Annotated in this window: 11 protein-coding genes; all 11 read right to left on the bottom strand. The window is 38.0% G+C overall.

The features are described from left to right. Positions 1-3: 3 nt before the first annotated feature. Positions 4-831, bottom strand: coding sequence for a hypothetical protein (locus tag JR347_RS06495; RefSeq protein WP_205723240.1), 828 nt, complete (start codon positions 829-831; stop codon positions 4-6). Positions 832-846: 15 nt separating this feature from the next. After that, a complete protein-coding gene (locus tag JR347_RS06490) occupies positions 847-1,251 on the bottom strand; it encodes a hypothetical protein (protein WP_205723239.1) in 405 nt (134 codons plus the stop codon). Between the two features lie 388 nt (positions 1,252-1,639). Further along, positions 1,640-2,254 (bottom strand): hypothetical protein, encoded by a 615-nt coding sequence (locus JR347_RS06485; RefSeq protein ID WP_205723238.1) that lies wholly within the window; start codon positions 2,252-2,254, stop codon positions 1,640-1,642. A 5-nt stretch (positions 2,255-2,259) separates the two neighbouring features. Further along, positions 2,260-5,997, bottom strand: a complete 3,738-nt coding sequence (locus JR347_RS06480) for a fibronectin type III domain-containing protein (protein WP_205723237.1) — start codon at positions 5,995-5,997, stop codon at positions 2,260-2,262. 34 nt (positions 5,998-6,031) lie between these two features. Beyond that, complete coding sequence (locus JR347_RS06475; RefSeq protein WP_205723236.1) at positions 6,032-6,496, bottom strand: four helix bundle protein; 465 nt, start codon at positions 6,494-6,496, stop codon at positions 6,032-6,034. Between the two features lie 88 nt (positions 6,497-6,584). After that, on the bottom strand, positions 6,585-8,261 hold the full coding sequence (locus JR347_RS06470) for a porin family protein (protein WP_205723235.1): 1,677 nt from the start codon (positions 8,259-8,261) through the stop codon (positions 6,585-6,587). A 113-nt stretch (positions 8,262-8,374) separates the two neighbouring features. Beyond that, positions 8,375-9,874, bottom strand: coding sequence for a PorP/SprF family type IX secretion system membrane protein (locus tag JR347_RS06465; RefSeq protein WP_205723234.1), 1,500 nt, complete (start codon positions 9,872-9,874; stop codon positions 8,375-8,377). Continuing rightward, on the bottom strand, positions 9,874-14,214 hold the full coding sequence (locus JR347_RS06460; RefSeq protein ID WP_205723233.1) for an FG-GAP-like repeat-containing protein: 4,341 nt from the start codon (positions 14,212-14,214) through the stop codon (positions 9,874-9,876). The genes JR347_RS06465 and JR347_RS06460 overlap by 1 nt, the downstream gene beginning before the upstream one ends. Next, positions 14,214-20,588, bottom strand: coding sequence for a T9SS type A sorting domain-containing protein (locus JR347_RS06455; RefSeq protein ID WP_205723232.1), 6,375 nt, complete (start codon positions 20,586-20,588; stop codon positions 14,214-14,216). The genes JR347_RS06460 and JR347_RS06455 overlap by 1 nt, the downstream gene beginning before the upstream one ends. Before the next feature lie 31 nt (positions 20,589-20,619). Beyond that, complete coding sequence (locus JR347_RS06450; RefSeq protein ID WP_205723231.1) at positions 20,620-21,375, bottom strand: hypothetical protein; 756 nt, start codon at positions 21,373-21,375, stop codon at positions 20,620-20,622. A gap of 10 nt (positions 21,376-21,385) precedes the next feature. After that, positions 21,386-23,449, bottom strand: a complete 2,064-nt coding sequence (locus tag JR347_RS06445) for a fibronectin type III domain-containing protein (RefSeq protein ID WP_205723230.1) — start codon at positions 23,447-23,449, stop codon at positions 21,386-21,388. Positions 23,450-23,470 lie beyond the last annotated feature (21 nt).

Below are 23,470 nucleotides of genomic sequence, written 5' to 3'. Positions count from 1 at the left end.
ACTTTATAAATAGTTTGTTTTAAACAGATATCTTGCTACCCAAACGTGTGGTGAACTCTTACGACTTAGATCAAGCTTATGTAGCTTGCCATCGGCCACAGTGGTTAACTCTAAATTGGTAGAATGCATATTGCTTTTGGCCAAGGGCACTAATTCCTCTGTACTATCAGGCAATAAAACTTTTTTATAAAACTCGTATACTGCTGAAACGGAATAATCATACTTTACCAAGTGGCCTATAACCTGCGAATCTTGTAAAATGGTATATGTGATCTTATCTGTAGATGATTCCTCCTCTTTCTTATAAAACATCAGGTCTACAGGTTTTGATCTATCACGCTTAACTTCTGGGTAGGTAAGCTTTTCCTGTATCGCTTTATATTCTGCCAATTGCTTTAGCGTATCTGCATTAATCTTTGCACTTATGTCATAATCTTTAAGCACCTCAATCTGATCTTTTGCCGGTTTATCAAAGGGCACTTCCGTTGGAAATATCTTGCGCTTAAAAACGCATTTTACATTACAGTTATACACATAACCTAATCTGATTACCTCATCTGATCCGGAATATCGCAGCTCATACCAATAGGTACCTGTTGAGAATGGATTACCAGATTTAAATCCATCTTGAGTTACTTCAAATATCTCATCCTTATTTGAAGATAAAACTTTGAATGACGTATAATCAGCTCCTGCTTCACCTTCAACTAATGCCACTTCCTCTTTATCTAAAAAAATGACGTCTTTCTTGAATTTATACTCTTGAGCTGTTGTAAGATGGGCACAAAGAATAACCGCAGAAAAAACTGCGGTATTTACAAATTTCTTCATTCTTAGAAACACTGTTTATTCTTTGTAGTATCTAACAGTAAGGATACAATCGCCCGAATTATTGGTGATGATTAAATCGTCTCCAACGATTTCCCACTGTACGATATCACCATCCACATTATTCACAGTATTGCCATTGATTGTGTAGCTATAAGTGTCATCAATAGTTTCTACACCATCGTAAGTACCGACAACAGTGGCGGTACCATTGAGATAAATTACCCTTATACAGTCCTGATCATCGCAAGTAACGCTAGTTTCAGAATCATTATCTGTACCCTCACAGTCTCTTACAAAAGATTTAAGAACCCAGGTTCCTTCTAGTGGATCTGGTGCGGCTGCCTCATCGTCATCGCTGCATGCCAATGAAAAAATAGCTAAGGCTATAAATAGTAATGATTTCAGTAAATTGTTTTTCATAAAAAATTAAGGTTTATAGGTTTTAAAGCGTCTTATTCTTTCTGAACAAAACGATGCAAGACTACCCTAATATTTTATAAATTAAAAGTTCTTTTTTTGTGTTTTTATTACATGGATGGTGAGGAATATGAATGGGTTTATTGAAGGATTAACCAAAGATTTCTGAAATGAAGTGAGTATCAATCATTTATAAACGAGCAAGAAGATACAAATAGCCAATCTATAACTGTGGTGGTTATAAAATGAGGTCGTTCAGATTCTCCAATTTTACACTTTTCTGACATTTGAATTAAAAATAAGGCTTTCAATTGAAATGTTGGTAAAATGAGCACGCTTTACAGAAGCGTGCTAGATAGGGGATTATAAAACCAGTAGGGCTTATTCCTGATCACTCCAACCGCAATTTGAACCGGAGTGGCTTACTCCTGATTGAGTAATTACCCAAGTTCAGTGATACATTGAAGATTGTGTAATACTCTCCTTTAAAAAGTGGTTTGATATAAGGCTTGTTGTTTTCATCTGCCAACACCTGTTCAAACAGGTTTAATTCATATCGTATGCTTTCCCCCGGATCAATTGATAATGTATCCGTCTCCCAATAGTTTTTGTACTGATCTTTTGACACTTCTTCTCCTGATACAGTTACCTTTTCCAACCTATAAGGCTTTATGTTTTCTGCTGAACGAGGATTTGGCCAACGGGACACTTCTTTTAAAATGAACTGCTCCTTTGTTTTAAAATCATATATTCTAAATCTGACTCTTAGTTTTGTATCATACAATGGGTTCGTAAGTATTAATTGCTTCCCACCTTCATTTACAATCTCCAAAGCAAACCTCACTCCGCTGGAATCAGTTACTGCATAGACACTGTCTATTTCAAGATACAATTTAAGCCCTTTAAGTTTTACCGAGTCATCAGGGTCTGTAAACTCATGCTGGAAGTCCTGAGCATGAAGGCCAGAAAGGCATAAGGTTAAAACGATGAGTATTATATATTTCATGGCATTCAGTGCTTTATATTAAAGTTGTACTGGCTATACTGGTAGCTTATGTTGACGATCTCCGGGGTATCCTTGAGCTGGTCTTTCCTGAACACGATCTCCCGGCTTCCATTAACCTGCCCCCCGTCAAAAGTATACTTCCAGTTTACATCCTTACCAATAACCATGCTGTTTTCCAGGCTAAGCCGTAACCTGACTTCTTCCCTGTCACCCATAGGGATATTGACATATTCGCTAAGATCATAGCTCACCGGACTTGCCGGGTCAGTCACGTCTATGATGTAAGGAATTTCCGGGCCAAAGGATAATGGTTCGTTGCAGGCATCAGGATCACAAACCTGCCAGTTAGCCGATTTGGAATGATCGCATATTTGCTCGATCATCGGGTTGATCACCGCATATTCGGCCTGCTCAGCTGCACCGCCCGGATCATGATCATTTGCCGCTCTTTTATAAGAAGTTTCTAGCCAATCTAATGCTACTTCTTTCGAGATATCATTTATCAAGAAATCAAGAATCACAAAATTCTCACTTTCTATTTCGGAAAAGCTCTTTTGTGGTTGATCATCAAATACCAGTTCATTTTCAATAACAGCAAATAAGCTATCCTGGATATCCTTAAAGTATGCATCAATCACATTCGGCTCATGCACCTTCTCATGCTCCTTCACAGCTTCCAGCATATACCAGATCGGCTGCCCGGCTGCCTGCTGTCGGTCGTAGTAATTTTGATAGTCCGGGCCATGGTTGTATTTCGGGATACTGCCCAACACCATTACCTGTTCACAGTAATTGTCCTCGGTAGTATTCCCGCCAGGGCCTGTCACTTCCTGCTGGCCATCAATCAATCGGTAATCAAAAAAGTACTCTCCTTCTACACGCTCGATGTAGGGATACCATTTATCTTCTTTTAAATAGAAAAACTGCGGCTCATCAATTGTGATTATTTCAGGCGAACAGAGGCCATTAACTGCACCTCCTGCAACTTCTGGAAGCATAATTGTGGTGTAATTAATGGAAGATGCTGTAATGTTATCAAAATTAACATTACTCACCACAGGTCGTACAAATTTCACTTCCGGCTCCTCAATCACCCTGATTGATTTTTGATGAAAAACGGTATTCCCAGCTTTGGCCGTCACGGTGGTTTCTCCAGGTTTGCCTGCCGTAAGTTTTAAGGTTGGATAGCCTTCTAATAGCGTTAATATATCTTTATTGTCAGCCTCAAAAGTAATCTGGTCAGCAATACCTTCCGGCTCAATTAGGGGGTATAGGTTAGCATTTACGGCCATGGTAATGCTACGCAGAAGCAGGACTTGCGCCACTACGATCTTTACTGTTACTTGTTTATTGCCAAGGCTGGCTGTTACTGTCTTTCCTTCTGCATCTGCTGAGACTGTACCTGCATCAAATACCACTGAAGTTCCGGTCTGGTTCTCATCATCAATCGTCCAGCTAAGTTCTTCGGCTATTTCATTATTGCCCTGGTAAGCGGTAAGCATAATTTCTTTTTTGTACTCCCGCTTTACAATGGCTGTTTCTCCATCTTTATATTTGGTGCCTTCGATGCTCACATACAGCTTGGCCAATGCTTCTTCCACTCCGGCCTGCAGGTAATCGCAAGTGGCTTCTTTTACCTCTGTCCATTGCTCTGATTCCAATTGAGATTTAACAGACTGGCTATCATCGTCAAGGCCACCAATTAACCCGCTTAATAGTGCTTTGTGTCCATCATTGGCATTCATCTGGTCAAGCAATGAAGTCGGATTCTCTTTGTAAGCCGGTATCTTTTCTTCACTGATCCAGGTCAGGGCTTCTTCATCTTCCGGTAGGCAATTAGGAAGGTCAAGTGCCCTTCTTAATTCTTCTTCTGATAGTGGACCTTTGCCATAAGTGTCTAACCAGGCATTGATCTCCGTTTCAAACTCTTCCAGTACTTCAACGATAAGTTTTTCCTGTAGCAATTGGATTTGAACCGGTGTTTGATTTCCGGTATCTGAACCTGCATTTCCAGTTCCAGCAGTAACATTCCCCCCACTATCCACAGTCCAGGTATTACCTTCACTATCAGTGATTACTGTATCTTCAGGTTCCTCATCTTCACTGCCATCTTGGTCGGGCGTTACTGTGTCTGTGCTGCCATCTTCTAATACAACTACTATATCACCATTATCATCTACATATACTGAATCAATGGGTTCGTCATAGGAGATGCCATTGCCAGCATCTGCAACAACATCATTGCCACTGTTTCCGTCATCATCTACATCTGCTTCATCATCTAATGAATCTTGAGGGTCTAAATCCACCATCATGCTACTATTGGGGTCATATATCGTGGTTACAACACCATCCACCAAGCGGTAATCTGTATTTACACTAATACCTTCAAAATTTACCCGAACCTTTGCCATGCTAAATAATGGCATTTCAGCTACTCCTGTACCTGTGAATACTCCGTTGCTTCCTGTTACCTCTCTCACTTTAATGTCAAAATCGTTGGCATAAATATACTCACCAATAAGAAGGTTTTGAAGTGGTTCCCGGTTTTCCAAACCATACGTTTCGGGTGGTAATCCACAACTGAAAGCTATTTCGCCTTCGGTATCTGTTACTACAGCCAAAGATTCAGAATACGGGCTTTCCAAACTACCACAGGCAGCACGTACTTGTACTTCATAAGCAGTTTCAGGTTTGAGGGCGCCAATGCGCTGCTCTCCAATGAACGTTTCTTCTTCGTACCATGAATTATTCCTTTCATCTGATTCACGATAGCGCACATTAAATCCGGTATGATTAAATGCTGTGTTCCATGTGGCGTTGAAGCTTTTAGCACTTATCGTATTACTTTCTATTCCTGTAGGAGGCTTACATTCATCACCAAAAGTAAATGTGCCCGTCTGGCTATAGCCATCATTTTTAAAAAGGTCCAATTCATCAATTCCTACAATACTTTTAGCTCTTACTCTAAAGGCATAGCTTCTGCCGGGCACCAATGCTGGTTCGGCAATACCATAAACGAGTGTAGTACTTTGAGTAGTGGTTTGGTAAATGGGACTGGTTGAACGTATAGCTATTTCAGGATCGCGACCTGCAGGCCAGATTTCTACCAGTGAGAATTCATATTCAGTAGCAAAGGCAGAGTTGGGTGACCCGGTATGCCTTGGTGTCCACTGAAAAATAACATTTTGAGGGTCAGTCGCCCTTACTTTTTCTCCATTAAACGGGAGGTTAATTAAAGGTGGATCATTTAGAATAATCCAGGCAACAACAAAAGCTCTATTTGAGATCACCACATTTCTGTTGAACTCCAAGACTTCAATATTGATACGGTAAACCCCTTCTGGCAGGGCTCCATTCTGCAAAAACTGTTGTTTTGAGATGCCTTGAAAATCGAGGTTATCAGGATTAAAATATTCAGCCAAGTCAAAACCAGTTAACCTTAGCGGCACGCCACCATTAATAAATAATGGTGTTGGCTGGAAGGAAGGTTTAGTGCGCAACGTAACGTTCTGGCCTTCAATACTAATCCTGAGTTTTACACGAAGCTCTGAAATGGTAAAATCCGTTGGAAGGATGTTTACATTTAATTTATCAACCCCCGGGGATATGTAATCTTGCAGATATACTGAATAAGGTGGAGAAATAGATAAATTGGCTTGGACAGGGAAGTTTTGAGTTTTTGCTGTAATGCTAAATATCAGCAGAATTAGAATGGTTAATATGGTATGATAGGCTTTCAAGAGTATTGGTTATTGGTATTTTGGTTGTTGGTTCTTAGTTCTTAGTTCTTAGTTGTTGGTTGTTGGTTGTTGGTTGTTGGTTGTTGGTGTTTTGGTTGTTGGTGTTTTGGTTATTGATTTTATATTCTTCTAATGGTTCTTTAGCCATATTTTTACTCATTGAGGTTATGAATGCATTGAGCATTTTGCCGAGCTTTTCGAGCTCATTTATTTTCTCCTGATAAAAATCATTACCAATAAGTTTTCTTCTATTTGCTTTGGTTAGCCATGTTTTAGTTTCGAACAGGCTACCTCTGGAATAGTAGTAGAACTTCTTAGAGTCATTTAAATGATATCTTCCAAAACCTTCACTTATATTGGCGGCAATGCTATCCGCTGATCTTACTAGTTGTTTACCAATGGTGTCACGATCAAAATGTTTCCATATCATTACTTTTTCATAGACCTCTTCGGCCAAATCCAGTGATATACTGTAGATATTTAATTTTTCTAACTCCATTTTTTTATTTCTAATAACCAATAACTAACTACTCTTTTGATGTTGGTTATTAGTTGTTGGTTATTGGTTTTAAGTTTATCATTCATTTTTAATTCCCAAGCGTCAAATTATACCCTATTGTGCCAGTAAACTCTAAAAAGTCTACAGCTCCATCCTCGCCTACTGTTGTTCTGTTCAATGCCACTGCACTAATATTAAAAGCGTGCTTTTTCTTTAAGGTGTAGCTACCTGTTAATCGGTAATTAACCACTCTGTTTACCAGCTGATTATTGGTGTAGGCATTGTTTAAAGACACGGATAAACCGGTTCGCATTTTCTTGTCTAGTAATGTTTTGTTAATACCTAAGGTTGGCCCCAAGGTGGTAGAATTTAAACCTGCTGCTTCATTTTTGTTATAATTAAAAGCGAGTGTAAATGAGGTGTTCGTAGGCACGATACTCAAATTATAAGCTGCATTAAACATATAAAACTGTGATCCGCTATTTTGCTCAACACCGCCTTGTTCATCTGCTGCATTCTGATAAGTAATATTGACATTAATATTCTGCCTTCTGGCTTCGTTTGTAGAAAGCATATAATTAACATTTGAATTAACGCTTTGTGAAATCTGGGTAAAGTTTAATGTATCGAGATTATCATATGGGGTTAACTGATTTATATCCTGAAACTGTGAACGGATGTTCGTATAGGTGTTAAAGCTTGAGTAATTAACAGCAATATTCAGCCTGTTGCTCGGGGTGTAGCCAACATTCATAGAACCAACAAAACGGCTCATAGAAGATACCTTTTCACCATCTAAATTATCTCGCTGCAAACCGGCATTCACACCAACATTTACCTTTCCACTGAACAGTGCAGTGTTTGCATTGGCAGTAATATTTTCAAGATTATTATTGAAGAAATAAGCTCCTAACGTTTCATAGCCAGGATCAATTCTTTCATAACCAGCTCCTATAGAAAATGTACTGAAGGCATAAGATACGCCTAAGTTATAGGCATTGTAATAGCCCGTAGATTGCTTCTGATTAAAAATACCTGTTGAGAATATGTTTTTATTTGAAGGTTCATAAGAAGCTGCTCGTTTATCTCTTGTCAGTGCACTTGTTGCAAACTCTCCTTTCAAGACTAGATTTGGTACAATTGTTTTACTACCAGCAAGGCTGAGTACAAGGTTTTCTCTTGGCAAGACCTCGAGTGATTCAGGAACATAATTCAATGAATTCTCATCATCTGTAGCGCTAAAGAAAATGAATGTGACATTATCTGAAGCAGAGCCATAACTGGTTTTTAACCCAAAACCAGTTCTATGAAAAGCTGGCAAAACCGACTCATTCGTTGAATCCGGCTGTACTGCTTTTTGAAGTCGACCATACATGGCAGAAATTGATAATTTATCTGTTGGCTGCAAATCAACTCCCGCTCCCAAAAACAAATGTCCATTTAAGGTGTATGGCGAAAAAGACATACTTGTATAGCCAATATGCCCCGTTATCCACTTATAGGTTGGATGTAATCCATATTGATTAAATGGCTGCTGAAAAGAGCTATTTTGATTTGAAAAGGCGAAAGAAAATGGCACTGACCATCCGTATAAGCTTAACGTTACATTACCTGAGGCAAAATAGGTATAAGGATCCCTTCTTTGATCAATTCCATCGGCAGCATAGATTATATTACTTAGCGAGAGCCCTCCACTTACTTCTATTGGTTTTGATTGACCAATGGATTCAAGGTTTTGTGAATAGGAGTTTATTGAACAAAGCAACAATAGGAGACTTATAGTCAAATTGAACCTTTCGAAATGTGAATGGGGTTTCGACAAGCTCAACCTGACATTCTCATTGAATATTGACCGTGCGATATGGTTTATCAACTTCACTATTTTGTATAGATGATAAATTCCACACGTCTGTTTTGAGCCCTGTTGGATTCGCTGGAGTTGTCAAGAAGTGGTTCGTCTGCTCCTTTTCCAGTCACTTTCAGTCTTTTAGATCGTATGCCTTTTTCTACCAGATAATCTACTACCACCTGAGCTCTGGCAACCGATACTTTTTTATTGGCAGCATTGGTGCCCACATTATCTGTATGACCAATAACTTCTAAATAAAGGCGATCATTTGAATTTAATAGTCGGATAATGTCATCCAAAAAGAACTTAGCCTCTTCACTTAAATTAGCTTCGTTAAATCCAAAGCTAAAGTCCTTTCGTAATTCGAATTGATAATTTTCCTCCTCCCAATTAATTTCCTCTTCATCTTGCCTTTCTGCATCATCAGATGGTTGTGCATTATTCTCATTACCAAAATATCGCACTTTGTCACTTGCATAAAAATCTCTTACCTCCCCCAAGGAATAGTTATCAATTACGACCTTGTTTGACTGCTTTCTATTACCAAGTGACTTTTTGATTGAAATAAATATTTCTGATGAATTACGGCCTGTGGTTAGTACTGCATTATTACCTACTGCAAAATCGTAGCTAAAACCTACAGAAAAGTTGGGTTGTGTAAGCTGAATTCCAAGAACGATAGAGTTATTGATTGTATATCGGGACTTGAAATCTATAGACCCGGAACGAATGGCACTTAAAGGATTGTCATTCTTAAAAAAATAGGATAGTGAGGAACCAGCACTAATGAGGTCATCATTTGCTTCATACAGATAAAGCAATTCCGGGCCGTATAATACTTTTTCATTTTTAAGAAGAGCAATAAATGCATTCCCTGTAAGCCTGTAATCTAACCTATCTTCAACTTCAGTAAAGGCAATATCTGGTTTATTTAGGTGTGCAACTCCAACTCCTAGTCTAAAAATTTGTCTTTGACTGGCATCTTCGGCATACCATGTAGCTCCTGACGCAATAGAAAAATAACTGGTTTGGTTATCTAAGAAAGTCTCGCCTAATGGTGCATTTCTATCAAACCCTATATTGTTAACCCATTGACTACCCGTAGTATAACCATCTGAATTAATACTACGTTGAAAATAGCCCGTTTGAAGACCAAAACTTACAAACTGATTAGAAGCAAAAGGTAAGTTGTAGGCATAACCAAGGTTTATTCCTTGTAATTTAAATGCCTGCTCTCCGTTTTGGGCATCTCTTAAAATTGAAAAACCAACACCACCTCTACGCCTAAACGTTTTCTTATTTATTAGCGCATAACTGCCTGTTAATTGTGTTGTGTTGAATTTTATATCTGCAGCAAGCTGTTGAGTTCGATGCAAAAAGGACACAGATGCCTCGTTTTTCATTCCCAGAATTGAAGGATTTGTTGTAAATGGCGATTGGTCAAATTGATTGAACGACACATTTTGAGCCATGCTGCTTAATGCAGTTAATATTAAAAGTAATATTGGGAGTATCGATCTCGTTCTCATTACCTGGCTAATTTTATTATTCCCGTTTTTTCGATTAACGATGTGAGTGGCCTGCCATCATAGAATGTGCCGCTCACAGTCCAGATATAATTTCCGGATGCTGCTTGTTTACCTGCAATCATACCATCCCAACTCTTATCAGGGTCATCGGTCATAAATACCTCTTGCCCATATCGATCAAATACACGTAAGATTATTGATTGAATACCTGTACCAAAAACCCTGAATTCATCATTGTTGCCATCCCCATTAGGCGTGAAAAGATTGGGAATGAATACTTCAGAATTCACACGAACAATCACCTCGGCCTGGTCTGAACAGCCATTATCATCGGTAACTGTCACTGTGTAAGTGGTAGTCTCATCAGGAGAGGCTTGTGGGTTGGCAACATCATTAAAAGTTAGCCCTTCAAAAGGCGACCAAAGATATTCTATGCCCCCAGAAGCAAAGAGCGTTATAGTTTCATTCAAGCCTATCGTAATGTCTTTACTCACCTCCACGGTTGGAAGGGCATTAACTAAAACATTCACATAAGACGTATCTACTATACAGCCACCGGTTTTGGTTATTAGCTGAATTATGGTGGATTCTGAAGGTGAGACTTTAGGATTTGACGAATTATTATCATCAATCGACTCATCACCCGACCAGATAAACTCGTAAGGCAAGGTGCTTCCAGTAGCTGTTGGCTGACCTCCGAGTGTTATCGAGTCGCCAAAACACATGACCCTATTACCGCCCGTATTTACGGTACTTTTCGGATCAACTTCTACATACACAGAGTCTGTAAATTGACAGTTATTTTGAGTTGTGATTTCAAGAATGTAATTTATTGAAGAATCAGGGTTTGCTAGTGGATTGGGAATTGAGTTGTCATCTAAGCCAGACTCAGGGAGCCATTTATAAGATACATCGATTGGTGAAACAAGTGTGGGGCTACCTCCTATAGTTACAGATTCATTATTACAAAGTGCTTTATCTTCGCCAGCAGTAAATTCAGGTACTTCAAAGTGATTGACATTGATAGAGTCATAGTTTACACAATTGTTAGCATCAATTACTTCTGCTATTAAGGTTTCTGGATTAATAACATTTCTTGTTAATGAATTAGTTGATTCACTGATTAGTCCTTCTTCAAAAGAATACCAATTGGTAGTTACTCCAGAGGCCTCCAATAAAACCTCCGAACCAAAGCACACCGTGGTATCCTGACCAATGTTTACTTCAGGCAATTGAAATACATCTACAATTACAGAATCTGAGTTAGCACAATCATTAAAATCAGTAACAACCACAGAAATAGTGTCCTTTTGTGTTACTTCATAATCAAATAATTGCTCGGTTGAGAGTAAATTAAGCTCAGCATTATACCAGGAAATTGTATTTCTATTAGCGCCAGCATCTAAGGGCAAGCTTTGGCCAAAACAAATGGTAGTATCCGAAGCTATGCTAATCTCAGGTAATTCTAACTTGGTAACTTGTAGGGTATCATAGTTGGTGCAGCCATTATCATTGGTAAATTCTGCAATAATATCATCCGTACTCTTAACCTGATAACTAAAATCCAGACCGGTAAATAATAAACCATCAACCTTTGAGTACCAGTTGACATTACTCCATTCACCAATATTTAAGTCCAAAACCTGATCAAGGCATACAGATTGATCCACTCCCAGAGAAGCAGCTGGGAGATCGAAGACATCAATAATAACAGAATCGTACTGGACACAGCCGGATACATTGAAGACTTCTGCAACGATGGTATCTATTTTTTCAACTCTATGATCGAGCTGAAAGGATGATGCTAAAAGCCCCTCGCCCGGTGAATACCAATTCACTGCACTCCATGAATCACCTAAGTCAAATGATTTAATCTCATCGAAACAAATAGTTTCATTGCTACCTAAATCAAAATCCGGTAAGGTTATGAAGTCTATAATTATACTGTCATACTTTACGCATCCGACAGTATTAAAAACCTCGGATATTATGGTGTCTTTTTTAGTAACTAAGTGGTTGTAACTATTTTGATCTGTTGCAAGTAATCCCTCTCCGGGTGAATACCAATTTACATTGAAGTACTCTTCAGGTACATTTAATTGTTTTACTTCATTTAGGCACACTTCACCGTCTTCACCTAAGTTGTAAGTCGGCAGGTCGAATACATCCAAAACTATTGTGTCAATTTTTACACACCTCGAAGTATTAAAAACTTCTGCTATGAGAGTATCTTTTTCTATTACAGGATAGCTTATTCCAGTAGTTGTAGCCACAAGACCTTGGCCCGGTGAGTACCAATTAGTTTCATCCCAACCAGTACCAAGATCAAAATCAAAGGTTTCATTTAAACAAATTGATGTGTTAGCACCCAGTTCAATATCTGGCAAGGCAATAACCTCAATTTTGACGCTATCATAATTTAAACAGCCATTAATATCTTCTACCAGGGCGATAATGGTATCATTTTTTAAGGTTTCATGGTCATAAGTAAATGATCCTGCTAGAATTTCTCCTTCGCCCGGGGAATACCAATTAACATTAGCCCAAGAACTACCGGCATCAAATTGTGTAGTGGTACCATAACATAGTTGATTATCATTACCAATTGAAAAATCCGGTAAGGCATAGACTTCAATATTCATTGTGTCGTAAACTGTACATCCCAAAGGCTTTGTCCACGCAGCTACCAGCTTATCAGCTTCCATAGGTCTATACTCAAAATCATTTGAATTGCTTAATAACAATCCATCATTCACTGAATACCAGTCTACTTGTTGTCCGCTTATACCCGCTGAGACAGGTATTGGTGCTCCTACACACACTGTAGTATCATTTCCTATGCTAAAATCATGACAGATAATAAAGTTTTCCTCAGTTGAAAATGCTGAGGCCATTCCTGAATTATCAACTGATTGTACTGACCAGTAATATTGACCCTCATATAGGTTTTTAATTGTCTTGCTAAGATTATGAAAAGCATTAGATGAAATTACCTTTTGGTTTTTGCCCGTACTTAATGTGTTTGCCGAATAAATATCATTTGAACCTGATGAAGTACCTACTCTCAAATTATAGTACAATCCATCAGCAATTGTTTCGGCATCTGTAGAACTATCCCATGACAACTGAATAGTAGAATCATTTGATTCCGAAGTAAGATTAAGCGGGATTGAAGGCGCATTATTTGATACTAGTGCATCATTTTCTAAGAGGTCAGTATCTTCACCCAAAACTGAAAATCCAGTAGCCAATACGTCATTATCTCCATCATTATCATAATCACCTATCGCAATTGCTCCATAAATTCTACCATCTATGGTATGCGTAATTTCTGTAAATGTATTATCTCCATTATTTGAATATAGGTGAGTATTATAATTTCCAACATCATCTATTCCATGCATCACGATATCTGCTTCTCCATCATTATTTACATCAATTACTGATACACTGCCATCTGATATCGCTTCAAGTGTTGTAGACAAAAATGTAAAGCCAAGGCCACTATTATTCAGATAAACCTTTGATAGCCTTGAACCAGAGCTATTAAAACCGATAACAACTACATCTTCATAACCATCATTATTAAAATCGCCAGAGGCCAATTTACCTGAGATGATTTTTTCTATTGGTGTTATGTTTTGACTGAATGTAAAATCTCCTTCGTTTAAGTAAAGCTGACTGATTTTTTCACCAGTATTTTTTATTCCATTGATTAGAATATCAACCTTGCCATCATTGTTAAAATCGGAAGCAATTGCATCTCCGGATGAGAAATTAGGGAGTGATGTAGTTTCTACTTGAAAAGTATTATCTCCAATATTCGAATAGAGATATGAAACTCTATTCCCGAGATTATTTAACCCAAAAAGAAACAGATCTATCCTGCCATCATTATTAAAGTCTGACACTTCAATTCCACCTGAATTAAGCGTAGGTAGCTCTAAGTTTAAGGCGCTGAATGTATTGTTTTTATTATTTAAATAAACATCTGCATTTACATTTCCACCACCATCAATACCTGTAAAAAAAACATCCAGATAACCATCATTATTCACATCTAACCATTCAATTTCACCGCCTTTCAATTGAGGGAAATTGGCGCCCAAATCAGTGAAAGTATCATCACCATTATTTAAATAGATGCCTGAATAAAGTGTTGAAGCCCCATCATCACCTGAAATAAATAAATCCAGTAATCCGTCATTATTAATATCACCCCATTTTGTGCCCTGACTATTCCCAAGATCTGGTAAGCCTGTTGATGGCAAGACACTATACGTTTGGGCAATGGACAATTGAAACAGCCCTAGAAAAACAGTAACTAAAAAAACTCTCATTATTTCACAACGAACCTTAAATTCTTCTCTTTATTTCCCACTCGTAGATTGGCTAAATACACCCCTTTTACTAATTGTGGGAGATTAAATTCCACATTATATTCATTGGCCTCTTGACCTAAGTATTTTGACTCAATCAAACCATTTTGAAGGCTTACGATTGATAATTCTACATCATCAACCGTTGAGAGTAGAACCCTAATGGTAAATTCACCATCGTTAGGGTTAGGATAAATGATGAACTGTTTAATTAGTTCTTCTGAAGCAGAGCGACCGTTGGTTCTTAACTCACCCCTTCCAAAAATTCTGATTGATTTAGAATAAAAATCTTCGCATTCGCCAATAGTGGCATTTAGTCCGACAGAATGATTTCCACTTTCTTCAAAAACAAGTTCTTTGAAAAATGAACCTGAACTAATTTCCCTTGCCGCTGATGGTATTTCCCAAGTGATATTATCTGGTTCAGGCCACGATATTTCTACAATTACAACGGTATCACCTACTTCAGCTTCAGTAGCCATCAAGAAATGTGCTTCTAAAATATCATCTCTATTCTCAAGTAAGAAGGTATCCTGAACAAGGCAGTTATTTTCAGAAAATACGCTTAAATAGTAATTCCCTGGGTCGGATAAAGTAACAGATGTTTCTTCAGAATAAAATCCATTGTCGGACTCCCAAATATGACCTGACCAGGTAGGGCCAGGATTCAAAGTGACGGTTTGCCCCTCACAAAGTATCTCATGTTCGGGTATTCCTGTTTCAGTAATTTTATCTGGTTGACCGAGATCAAACGTTGTTGTAAAAGCACAACCATTTCTATCTCGAATTGTCAATTCCTGTATTCCTGCACAAAGACCAGTTGCTATATTGCCATTTTGTCCGTCAGACCATTCGAAGCTATAACCTCCCACGCCACCAGTAGCATAAACTTCAATGCTTCCATCGCACCCGTCAAAACAAGATGGTTCTGTATAAACAGTATTTAAAATAGATATTGGTTCAGGAGATGGTATTGTTACAGTAAGTGATTGGCTACATCCATTATTATCAATAATTGTTACTTCATAATCACCTCCTGAAACATTCACTAAATGAAGATCATTCTGGCTGTTATTATCGTTCCAGGAAATAGAATAAGGTTCTGCAGCATTAACAACCTCAATGATGGCCTCTCCATCGGCACTATCATGACAAGAAGTTGGTATGATTTCAACAGTATTAATTTGCATGGATGGTAAGTCATTAATACTAATCTGTAAAGTATTAGTTGTGCACCCATTGGCATCTTCGCCATATACCTGATAAGATCCTGCACTTAGCCTTTCAGCAAATGATGTTGTTTGATTTTCAGGATCATTCCAATAATATGTATAGGGCTCCTCCCCTCCACTCATTAGTACTTCAGCTGTACCTAATGAAAGTCCACATGCAGATGAGGTTTTAGAAACAAAACTCAGCACGGGATCAGGTTCATCAACCACTTGTAAACTAACACTCACCTGGCAGCCTTTTTTATCCGTACCAATGACAGTATATGTTCCAGCAATAAGACCAGTTGCTGTTGCATTGGTTGAATTGCTATTGTCATTCCACTGATAAGTATAGGGTGGTAAACCACCTGTCATCTGTACTGATGCAGAACCAATTGCCAAGTCACATGCAGAATTTGAAATATCAACCACCTCAATAGATGGTTCCAATGATGCATCATCTGTTACAATAATTGATTGAGAGACAATACAACCGGTAGCATCCGTAATTTGTACTATGTGCTCACCTGCTAATAGATTAATGGCTGTTGCCGATGTTTGAACAGGATTAGTTGTTATCCATTGGTAAATATATGGCGAGGTACCTCCACTTACCGTCACAGATGCTTCACCCGTTGCTAAACCACACCAAGACGAAGAAGTTAAAAAACTATCTATAGTTGGTCCATCTTCATTATTGATGATTACATTATAACTTAATGTACATCCAACTGCATCTGTAATTATAACGGTGTAGTTACCTGCAAAAAGATTGGTTTGATTATTAGTGGGATTCGATAACCCAATCCATTCATAAGAGTAGGGTTCCACACCGCCAGAAATATTCACTATTGCTTCGCCATTGTTTTGATTACAAGTGGCATTAATAACTGATTGACTTGCTGTCAAAGGCTCACCATCGGATAGGACCACATCTATAAACTCATTACAACCCGTGTATTGATCGGTGACACTCACTGTATGTGTTCCTGCTTTTAAAACCTCAGAGACAGCCGTGGACTCAGATGTAGATTCCCAGGAATACTCGAATGGACCTACTCCACCTGAAACCAAGACTTCAGCACTTCCTATGGGTAATCCACAATAAGGTGTAGTTAGAATAGAATAGCTCAAGGTGTGAGGTGGTAAATTTTCAATCATTACACTTTCCGATTTGGAACAGCCATTTACATCAGATACAATAATTTGATATGTACCAGATTTTAAGGTTATGGGATTAACCTCTTGCAAATCACCATCCAGGAAAGTAATAGTATAATGACCATCGAAAGCCGGTGTTCCGCCCGCTATTTCCACACTAACTTGCCCATTGGCCTGATCGCAATAAGCATGTCGGTCAACAACTGGATTAATTACGAGATCTGTAGGCTGTGAAAGGGTAATTTCTGTTACATCTGAGGTACAACCTGTGGCATCCTTAGCGACAAGTTGATATGACTGAGCATTCAAATTAATAAACTCACTATAACTGAAAAAGTCAGTACCATTAATAGAGTATGTGTAAGGCGAAGATCCACCTGCAGCGCTGAGTTTGATTACCCCATCGTTAGATTGATAACAGCTTAGATTCTGACTAGATTCTATTTGAACGATAATAATGCCATTTTCAATATCAAATTCTTCAATTGCACTACACCCTTGGTTATCGCTAATTTCAACCTGATGTGTACCAACAGGTAAGTCCGTAAAAAAGCCTACTTGTTTTGTAATTCCATTTACGGTGTATTGGTAAGGAGGCGTTCCGCCTGATGCACCAATAGTCACAAATCCATCATTTCTTCCAGTGCATGACGTAGTTGAAGGAATAACATATTGAACCTTTAACTCTGAAGGTTCGCTAATTGTAAATGATTCAAATTTAGGTGGACAGGCTCCATTTTTAACTTTCACTCTATAGTTACCTGCACTTAGTGAAGCCAAATTATCATCTACACCTAACACTGCAGTATTAGATAAGTCAACCCATTCATAAGAGTAACCATCGGCAGGTTTGCCACCAGTTACTACCACAGATAATTCACCATCACTACCACCAAAGCAAGAGACATCACTTATTGTTTCAGTTATTGTTACAAATGACGGTTCTGTTAATATTTGATTGAACGATTCAACACACGATGAGGGGTATACTTCTGTGTAATTTGCATCCCTAACATATAGCGTATATCCGGATGATACGTTGGCCGGTAGACCAGTATATTCAAACAGTCCGTCATTTAGTAGGTCTGCAAAATAGTTTTCGTTATCGAAAGAAAATTGATAAGGTTTATCACCACCTTCAGCTAAGTAGGTTATAACCCCATCACTAAAGCCATTACAAGATGGTTCTTGAATAGAAGCTTCTAGTTTTAAAGGGTCATCACGGTTTATTAATGCATAATTTTCAATAGTTTTTTCACATGGCTTTGAAACAGCTAAATCAAAAACTTTTAGTGTGTATAAACCGTCAACCAAATTTGTAAACTCGAAGCTGGGTGATGTAACAACACCGGAATTTAGTATTGATCCATCAGGAGTTATTATTTCAAATCGAAGGTTAGGGTTACCCTGATAATTACTAGCTGTTAATACAAAAGATCCGTTATATATGCCAGAACAACGCGGTGAGACAAAACTACTAACCTCCAAATTTAAGGGATTTGGATTATCATTAATGTTAATACCTAACGAGGCAATACAATTATTATATCCTTGAACGTAAACAGTATAGGATCCCTTGACCAATTTATCAAATGTTACTACTGTATCAATTTTATAGTCAGTCATATCATCATTTAGTGAAAACTTGTATCCATCTTCATTAAATGGTATTCCGCCAATCCCTTTAACAATTAGATAACCATCATCTCCTCCGATACATAACGGGTGTCTTTTATCTACTTCCAATAATTCTAAAGGTGGATCTGGCTCGTCCATTTCAAATTCCAAACTTTCGCTGGTACATGAATTTTGATCCTCTAATTGGATTTTATAAGTACCCTCATCAATTACTATCCCCCTATCGTCATCTTGGGTGAAAATAACTCCTTTATCTGCTTGATTGCTTGCAACAGTTTTTGAATCGATTAAATCGAAATTGTTTCCAGTATTCTTTTTCAGTAGATAGTAGGTATAATCTCCAGCACCACCAGTCCCAGAAACTGATATCTCACCATCCCCTGCACCTTCACAGCTTATCTGAAAACCCGTATTTTGTTTATCAGATAAAACAGGCATCTCAATTTCAAGCTCTTGTGGTTCCTCAATGGTAATTTGCTCTTTATTGGATACACATCCTTGTTCATCTACAATTTCAGCTTCGTAATCATATGCGCCATCTTTACTAATATTTGATAAACCCGTAAACTTATGTGATGACTTATAAGCACTTGTATCTACTAATGTTTCAGAGCCGTCTACCGGATATAGATAAAAGTGGTAATTACCAATACCATCGCTACCTTCTATGGTTACTTCTCCGTCTGATTCACCTTTGCACGAAACATTATAACCTGTATAATTTCTTTTAACTGTGTCAATAGATGGTAGTGCTGCCGGTTCCTTAACTATGATTTCATAAGTATTGTAGCACATTCTAACTGGATTAGGATCATCTGGATCTTCGTAAGGACTTTCTAAATTTTCTATTCTTAGCAAGTAAGTACCCGCTTCTAAGGGTTCGGCTCCGTCATCAGGGTCATCATCAGGAAATACTATGTAATCTCCTATGGATGGCTTTGTTAAATTAAGAGTTTGTAATGTTCCTGGTTTAATTGGACCTGGACCTCCATCTCCAGGATCGCCATCACCGGGATCACCACCTCCGCCAGAACCGGGGTCTCCATTATTAGGTAAATCGGCACCATTGATATTAAATACTTGTCCTGAATTTAAATGCTTAAGATTGTAATAATATTTGCCGCTACCTGTAACTTTTTTAATGCGAATTTTTGCATCCCCACCGTTAGTACAAGACACATTTAAAACTTCAATGGATTGCAAATCACCATGAGATAGCCTTTCACTTGGCTCAGAATAGTGCTGGATTTCTATATCGGTAGGTATTTCATCATTACCAATATCATTTTCATAATCATGCAATGAAGGTGCTTCTGGCCAAACGAATAATTTGGACGACTGATTATTCCAGGGTATACTTTTCACGCCATTTGCACCTACCGCTTCTACTTTAATCCTTACCTCTTTGACATTTGTTGTGGCGGTTGGTGCAACAATATCCATTTCAGGCAATATCGATGTACCGATAGAAGTCCATTTGGTACCATAAATAGGTTCATCATAATAACAATCAGCTATGTCGCATGAAGTTGGATCAACGATTGGGGTTAGAGTATTATTAAACGTACTTGCCGCCATTCTCGCAGATTGTTGTTGACCATCACAATTCGCATAAATCCAATCTGCACAGGCTTGATCGAACTTAGTTTGATAGCCAGTTATTACTTGTTCATTATCTACATTGATATACCAGTTGTATGACTGAATACCCGGATAACTTTTTGTTTCCATTGTAAATGAAGTACCAGAGCATAAATTATTTACCCCACCCTCCGGAAGCTTAGGAGTATCTGGTACAGGAGGCGTCCAACGCCAACGGTATTTGAATGTGTATTTATCTTGTATTGCTTTTAAAACTGGATTATGCCATTGACCAGCAGGTACATCATTCAAATTAAAGGTAATATTTTGTGCGAAACTCTTTACATCATCATCTTCTTGATTTCCTCCACAATCACTCGGGCTCCAATCCGGGCTACAATCATGTTCCCAAGCTAGAACATCAAAAAATGCTTGATGGGATGTGACGCTCGAATTGTGCTCATATGTTATATCAACCAATGCATACGGTAATCTACTTCCAGGTTGTGTAGGATTATCAGGAGTGATACATGTCCCATTATATAAGTTAGATGAGCCAAATTGACCATTCCTAACAGATCCTCCCTCTTCAGTCACTGTGAATAGATATCGGTAATCACCATCATCAGTTTGTCCCAAACCACAAAGCTCAACTATTTCAACCCTTAAATTATACCTACCGTTTTGGGCTAATGATATAATAAAATTGCTTGTTAAGATTAAAGTGAATACTAGTCGTTTCATGTGAGGTGACATTGAAAGTGATCTGTAAATATTAATTTACACCTACAGTAATTGAAGTAGACACATCCGGATCATCCGGCAAGGGTTGATCAAGGCTTATAATGCCACCGTCATTGGAAAGGCCATTCTCAGTGGTTATTCTAAACCAATATTTTCTAGGTTCCAGGTATTTAAGGACTACAATACCCTCTTCATCTGTTATTCCATCAAATTGACCTGAAGGCAATTTATCACCATATGAAATATTTAATTCATTCCCTTCACTATTTTTAGGTGTAATATTATTTCTATAGTCTTCTTCAGTTAAGTAAAGTTGGACTTGAGCATCAGCTTGAGGAATTGCCTCATTCAAAACCAAAAATTGAATATTAGTTGGGGTTCTTGTCAATTTAATGCGATAATATACTTCGAAAAGCTCATCATCTGATACGATTGATTCATCAGACATTCTATCAAATGGCGGAGCACCTAATCTTTCACCACTATAAGAAACATATCGGTAACTATTTAAATTACCACTAACAGCATCAATCCAATAATTTGTATTTTCATGCTTGGACTCTGGAATAATTATTGGGTTACTAATGCTCAAATCATGTTCAGAGATTGGATTTGTTTTCAAAAAGAAATCCTCTCGCCCTCCATAAACCGTTACTGTGCCTTCACTGATCTCATTTAATTGATTATCGGTGACAACAATAACTGTTTGATAAATTTTTTCTTCCTCATCACACGCATTGAGTGATATGAGAATAGCAAACAGGGTAATTATTCTTATTAATTTCATTTAAATTGAGTTAATATTTAATTTTAATAGTTTCACTTAGTGGTGATTTAGCTCCGCCCTGATAGATAGCTTGCACTCGATAAGTATACTCGCTATTCACCGTGAGAGATAAATCTTCAAATTGGTTTTGGTCGGCATTTACTGACTTATAAATGCTTGCAGGATTATCAGCTAATCCTCTGTAAATGATGTAGCGCTCCACGCCCGGTTCATTATAATTCCAGGCTAATATAATTTTTTGATTTTTTCGATCAACAGAAGCAAATACATCTTCAATTACTTTTCTAACCCCTCTATCAATTCTTTTGGATCTAACAGGTTTCGCTGGATCAGATTCCAGCCCGCTATCATCTACAGCAATAAGCGTATACTCATAATAATTTGCATAGCTCACATCATAATCAACATAGGTAGTATCTGGTCTTGTATTATTAAAAACAGCTACTAATTTCCAGCTGCGCTCGGTGTCTTTTCTCCTGTAGAGCAAGTGATTGGTAACATCTGTGCTTGAGCTATTTATCCATCCTAATTGGATTCCTTCTTCATCAGACTTTACAGATTTAAATATGGGTGTAACCGGAGGGAAAATATCCGGTCTTTTAATTTCAATGAGTTCCGAATATTCCGATGGATTAAAATGCTGGTCAATCGCCTTAATTCTGTAGTAGATCGACTCTGTGAGCGTATTGATATTGATTTTTTCACTAAAAGTGGTATCCGTTATTGGGTCCACAGTTATTTCTGAAAACTCATCGCTTTTGAAGTTTGAACTGAATACTCGATACCCGAGCAAATCATCCTCAGTATTTTGTTTCCAGCTTAGTGTAACATTTCCTACAGAGTCCACTTTACCATAGACATTCATTGGTTTAGTTGGTGGAATGCTATCAATTAATTGAGCCAGGTAAGGCTGTGAAGATTTAGATTGCCCATGTTGATCGACAATTTTTATTCGATAGTAATTGATCGTATTGGGTATGGAATCGGTAACGCTTCTGATAGTTTTTGAAATATTTTTTCTGATGGTTGCGTAAGGGCCAGATGCTCTACCTGCTCGCTCAAGTTCAAAGTATTCTATATCGGCCTCACCTAAATATTCCCATTGAAGATTAATTCTAGCGTTGTTAATTACATCAGCGGAGATTATTGTTGCACTTCTATCAAGTGAAACAAACCCCTCACCTGACACTGATTCAGAAACCGGGCCCTTCTCACCAAAAGCGTCAATACCTCTAATTCTATAATGGTAGGTTTTATAATTCTCTTGAAGCGAGTCGGCCTTAAAGAAATATCGGCTTTCTTTTCCTGTTGGAGATTCTGTGTTGATGATAGGCAATTCATCAACCGCTTTGAAATTCAATCCATCTTCAGATTTCTCTAAGAAATACCCAATGTAGATATCTTCATAGAACGATTTATTCCAACTTAAAATAACGCTTCGATTGGCGAAATCTGCCTTCAACTCTTTAATCTGAGGTAATTCTGCTTTTACATTTGGGTCAACAAATACATACCCTGAATCCATCGCATGGGCACTTTTTGGGATATTGGCGAAGATTTTATAAACATATTGTTCGGATTCACTTACATCATTATCCAGATAAAGTAGACCTGATGCATTGGCCGCATTTTTAGAAATATCTGCGGCAAACAAAGCAAAAGAATACCGCTGTTCAATTTCTCTTGCTTTCTGAATGATGGTCGTTATGTCTGACCCAGTATTAGTATCCACCTCAAATGAATCACCATAAATAGCCTGTGCGGCTATAAGGGCATAGTCATCATTTTCAACAATGGTTTCCCATTGATCCAATGGCAAAGGTTTTATCGGTTCAGAGGTAATTGTTTGCCTTTCAGGAATATTTAATCGCTCTCCATTCCTGGATAGAATATATTTCTCGATTGAATAGCCGTACTTATTTCCTAATTGCCAGCTAACAGCATCTGTTGGTGCCCATCTGAGTAATACTGTATCATTTTTGATCTTCGATAATATCCTTACTGTCGGCAACTTAAAAGAGTCACCTTCCACACCTTGAGCTGAGGTAACAGCTGGTATTAAGACTAGTAACAAAAGTACAGTCAAGAAATATGG

This window comes from Fulvivirga lutea (assembly GCF_017068455.1).
Taxonomy (GTDB): domain Bacteria; phylum Bacteroidota; class Bacteroidia; order Cytophagales; family Cyclobacteriaceae; genus Fulvivirga; species Fulvivirga lutea.
This window is presented reverse-complemented; position numbering and strand designations above follow the sequence as displayed.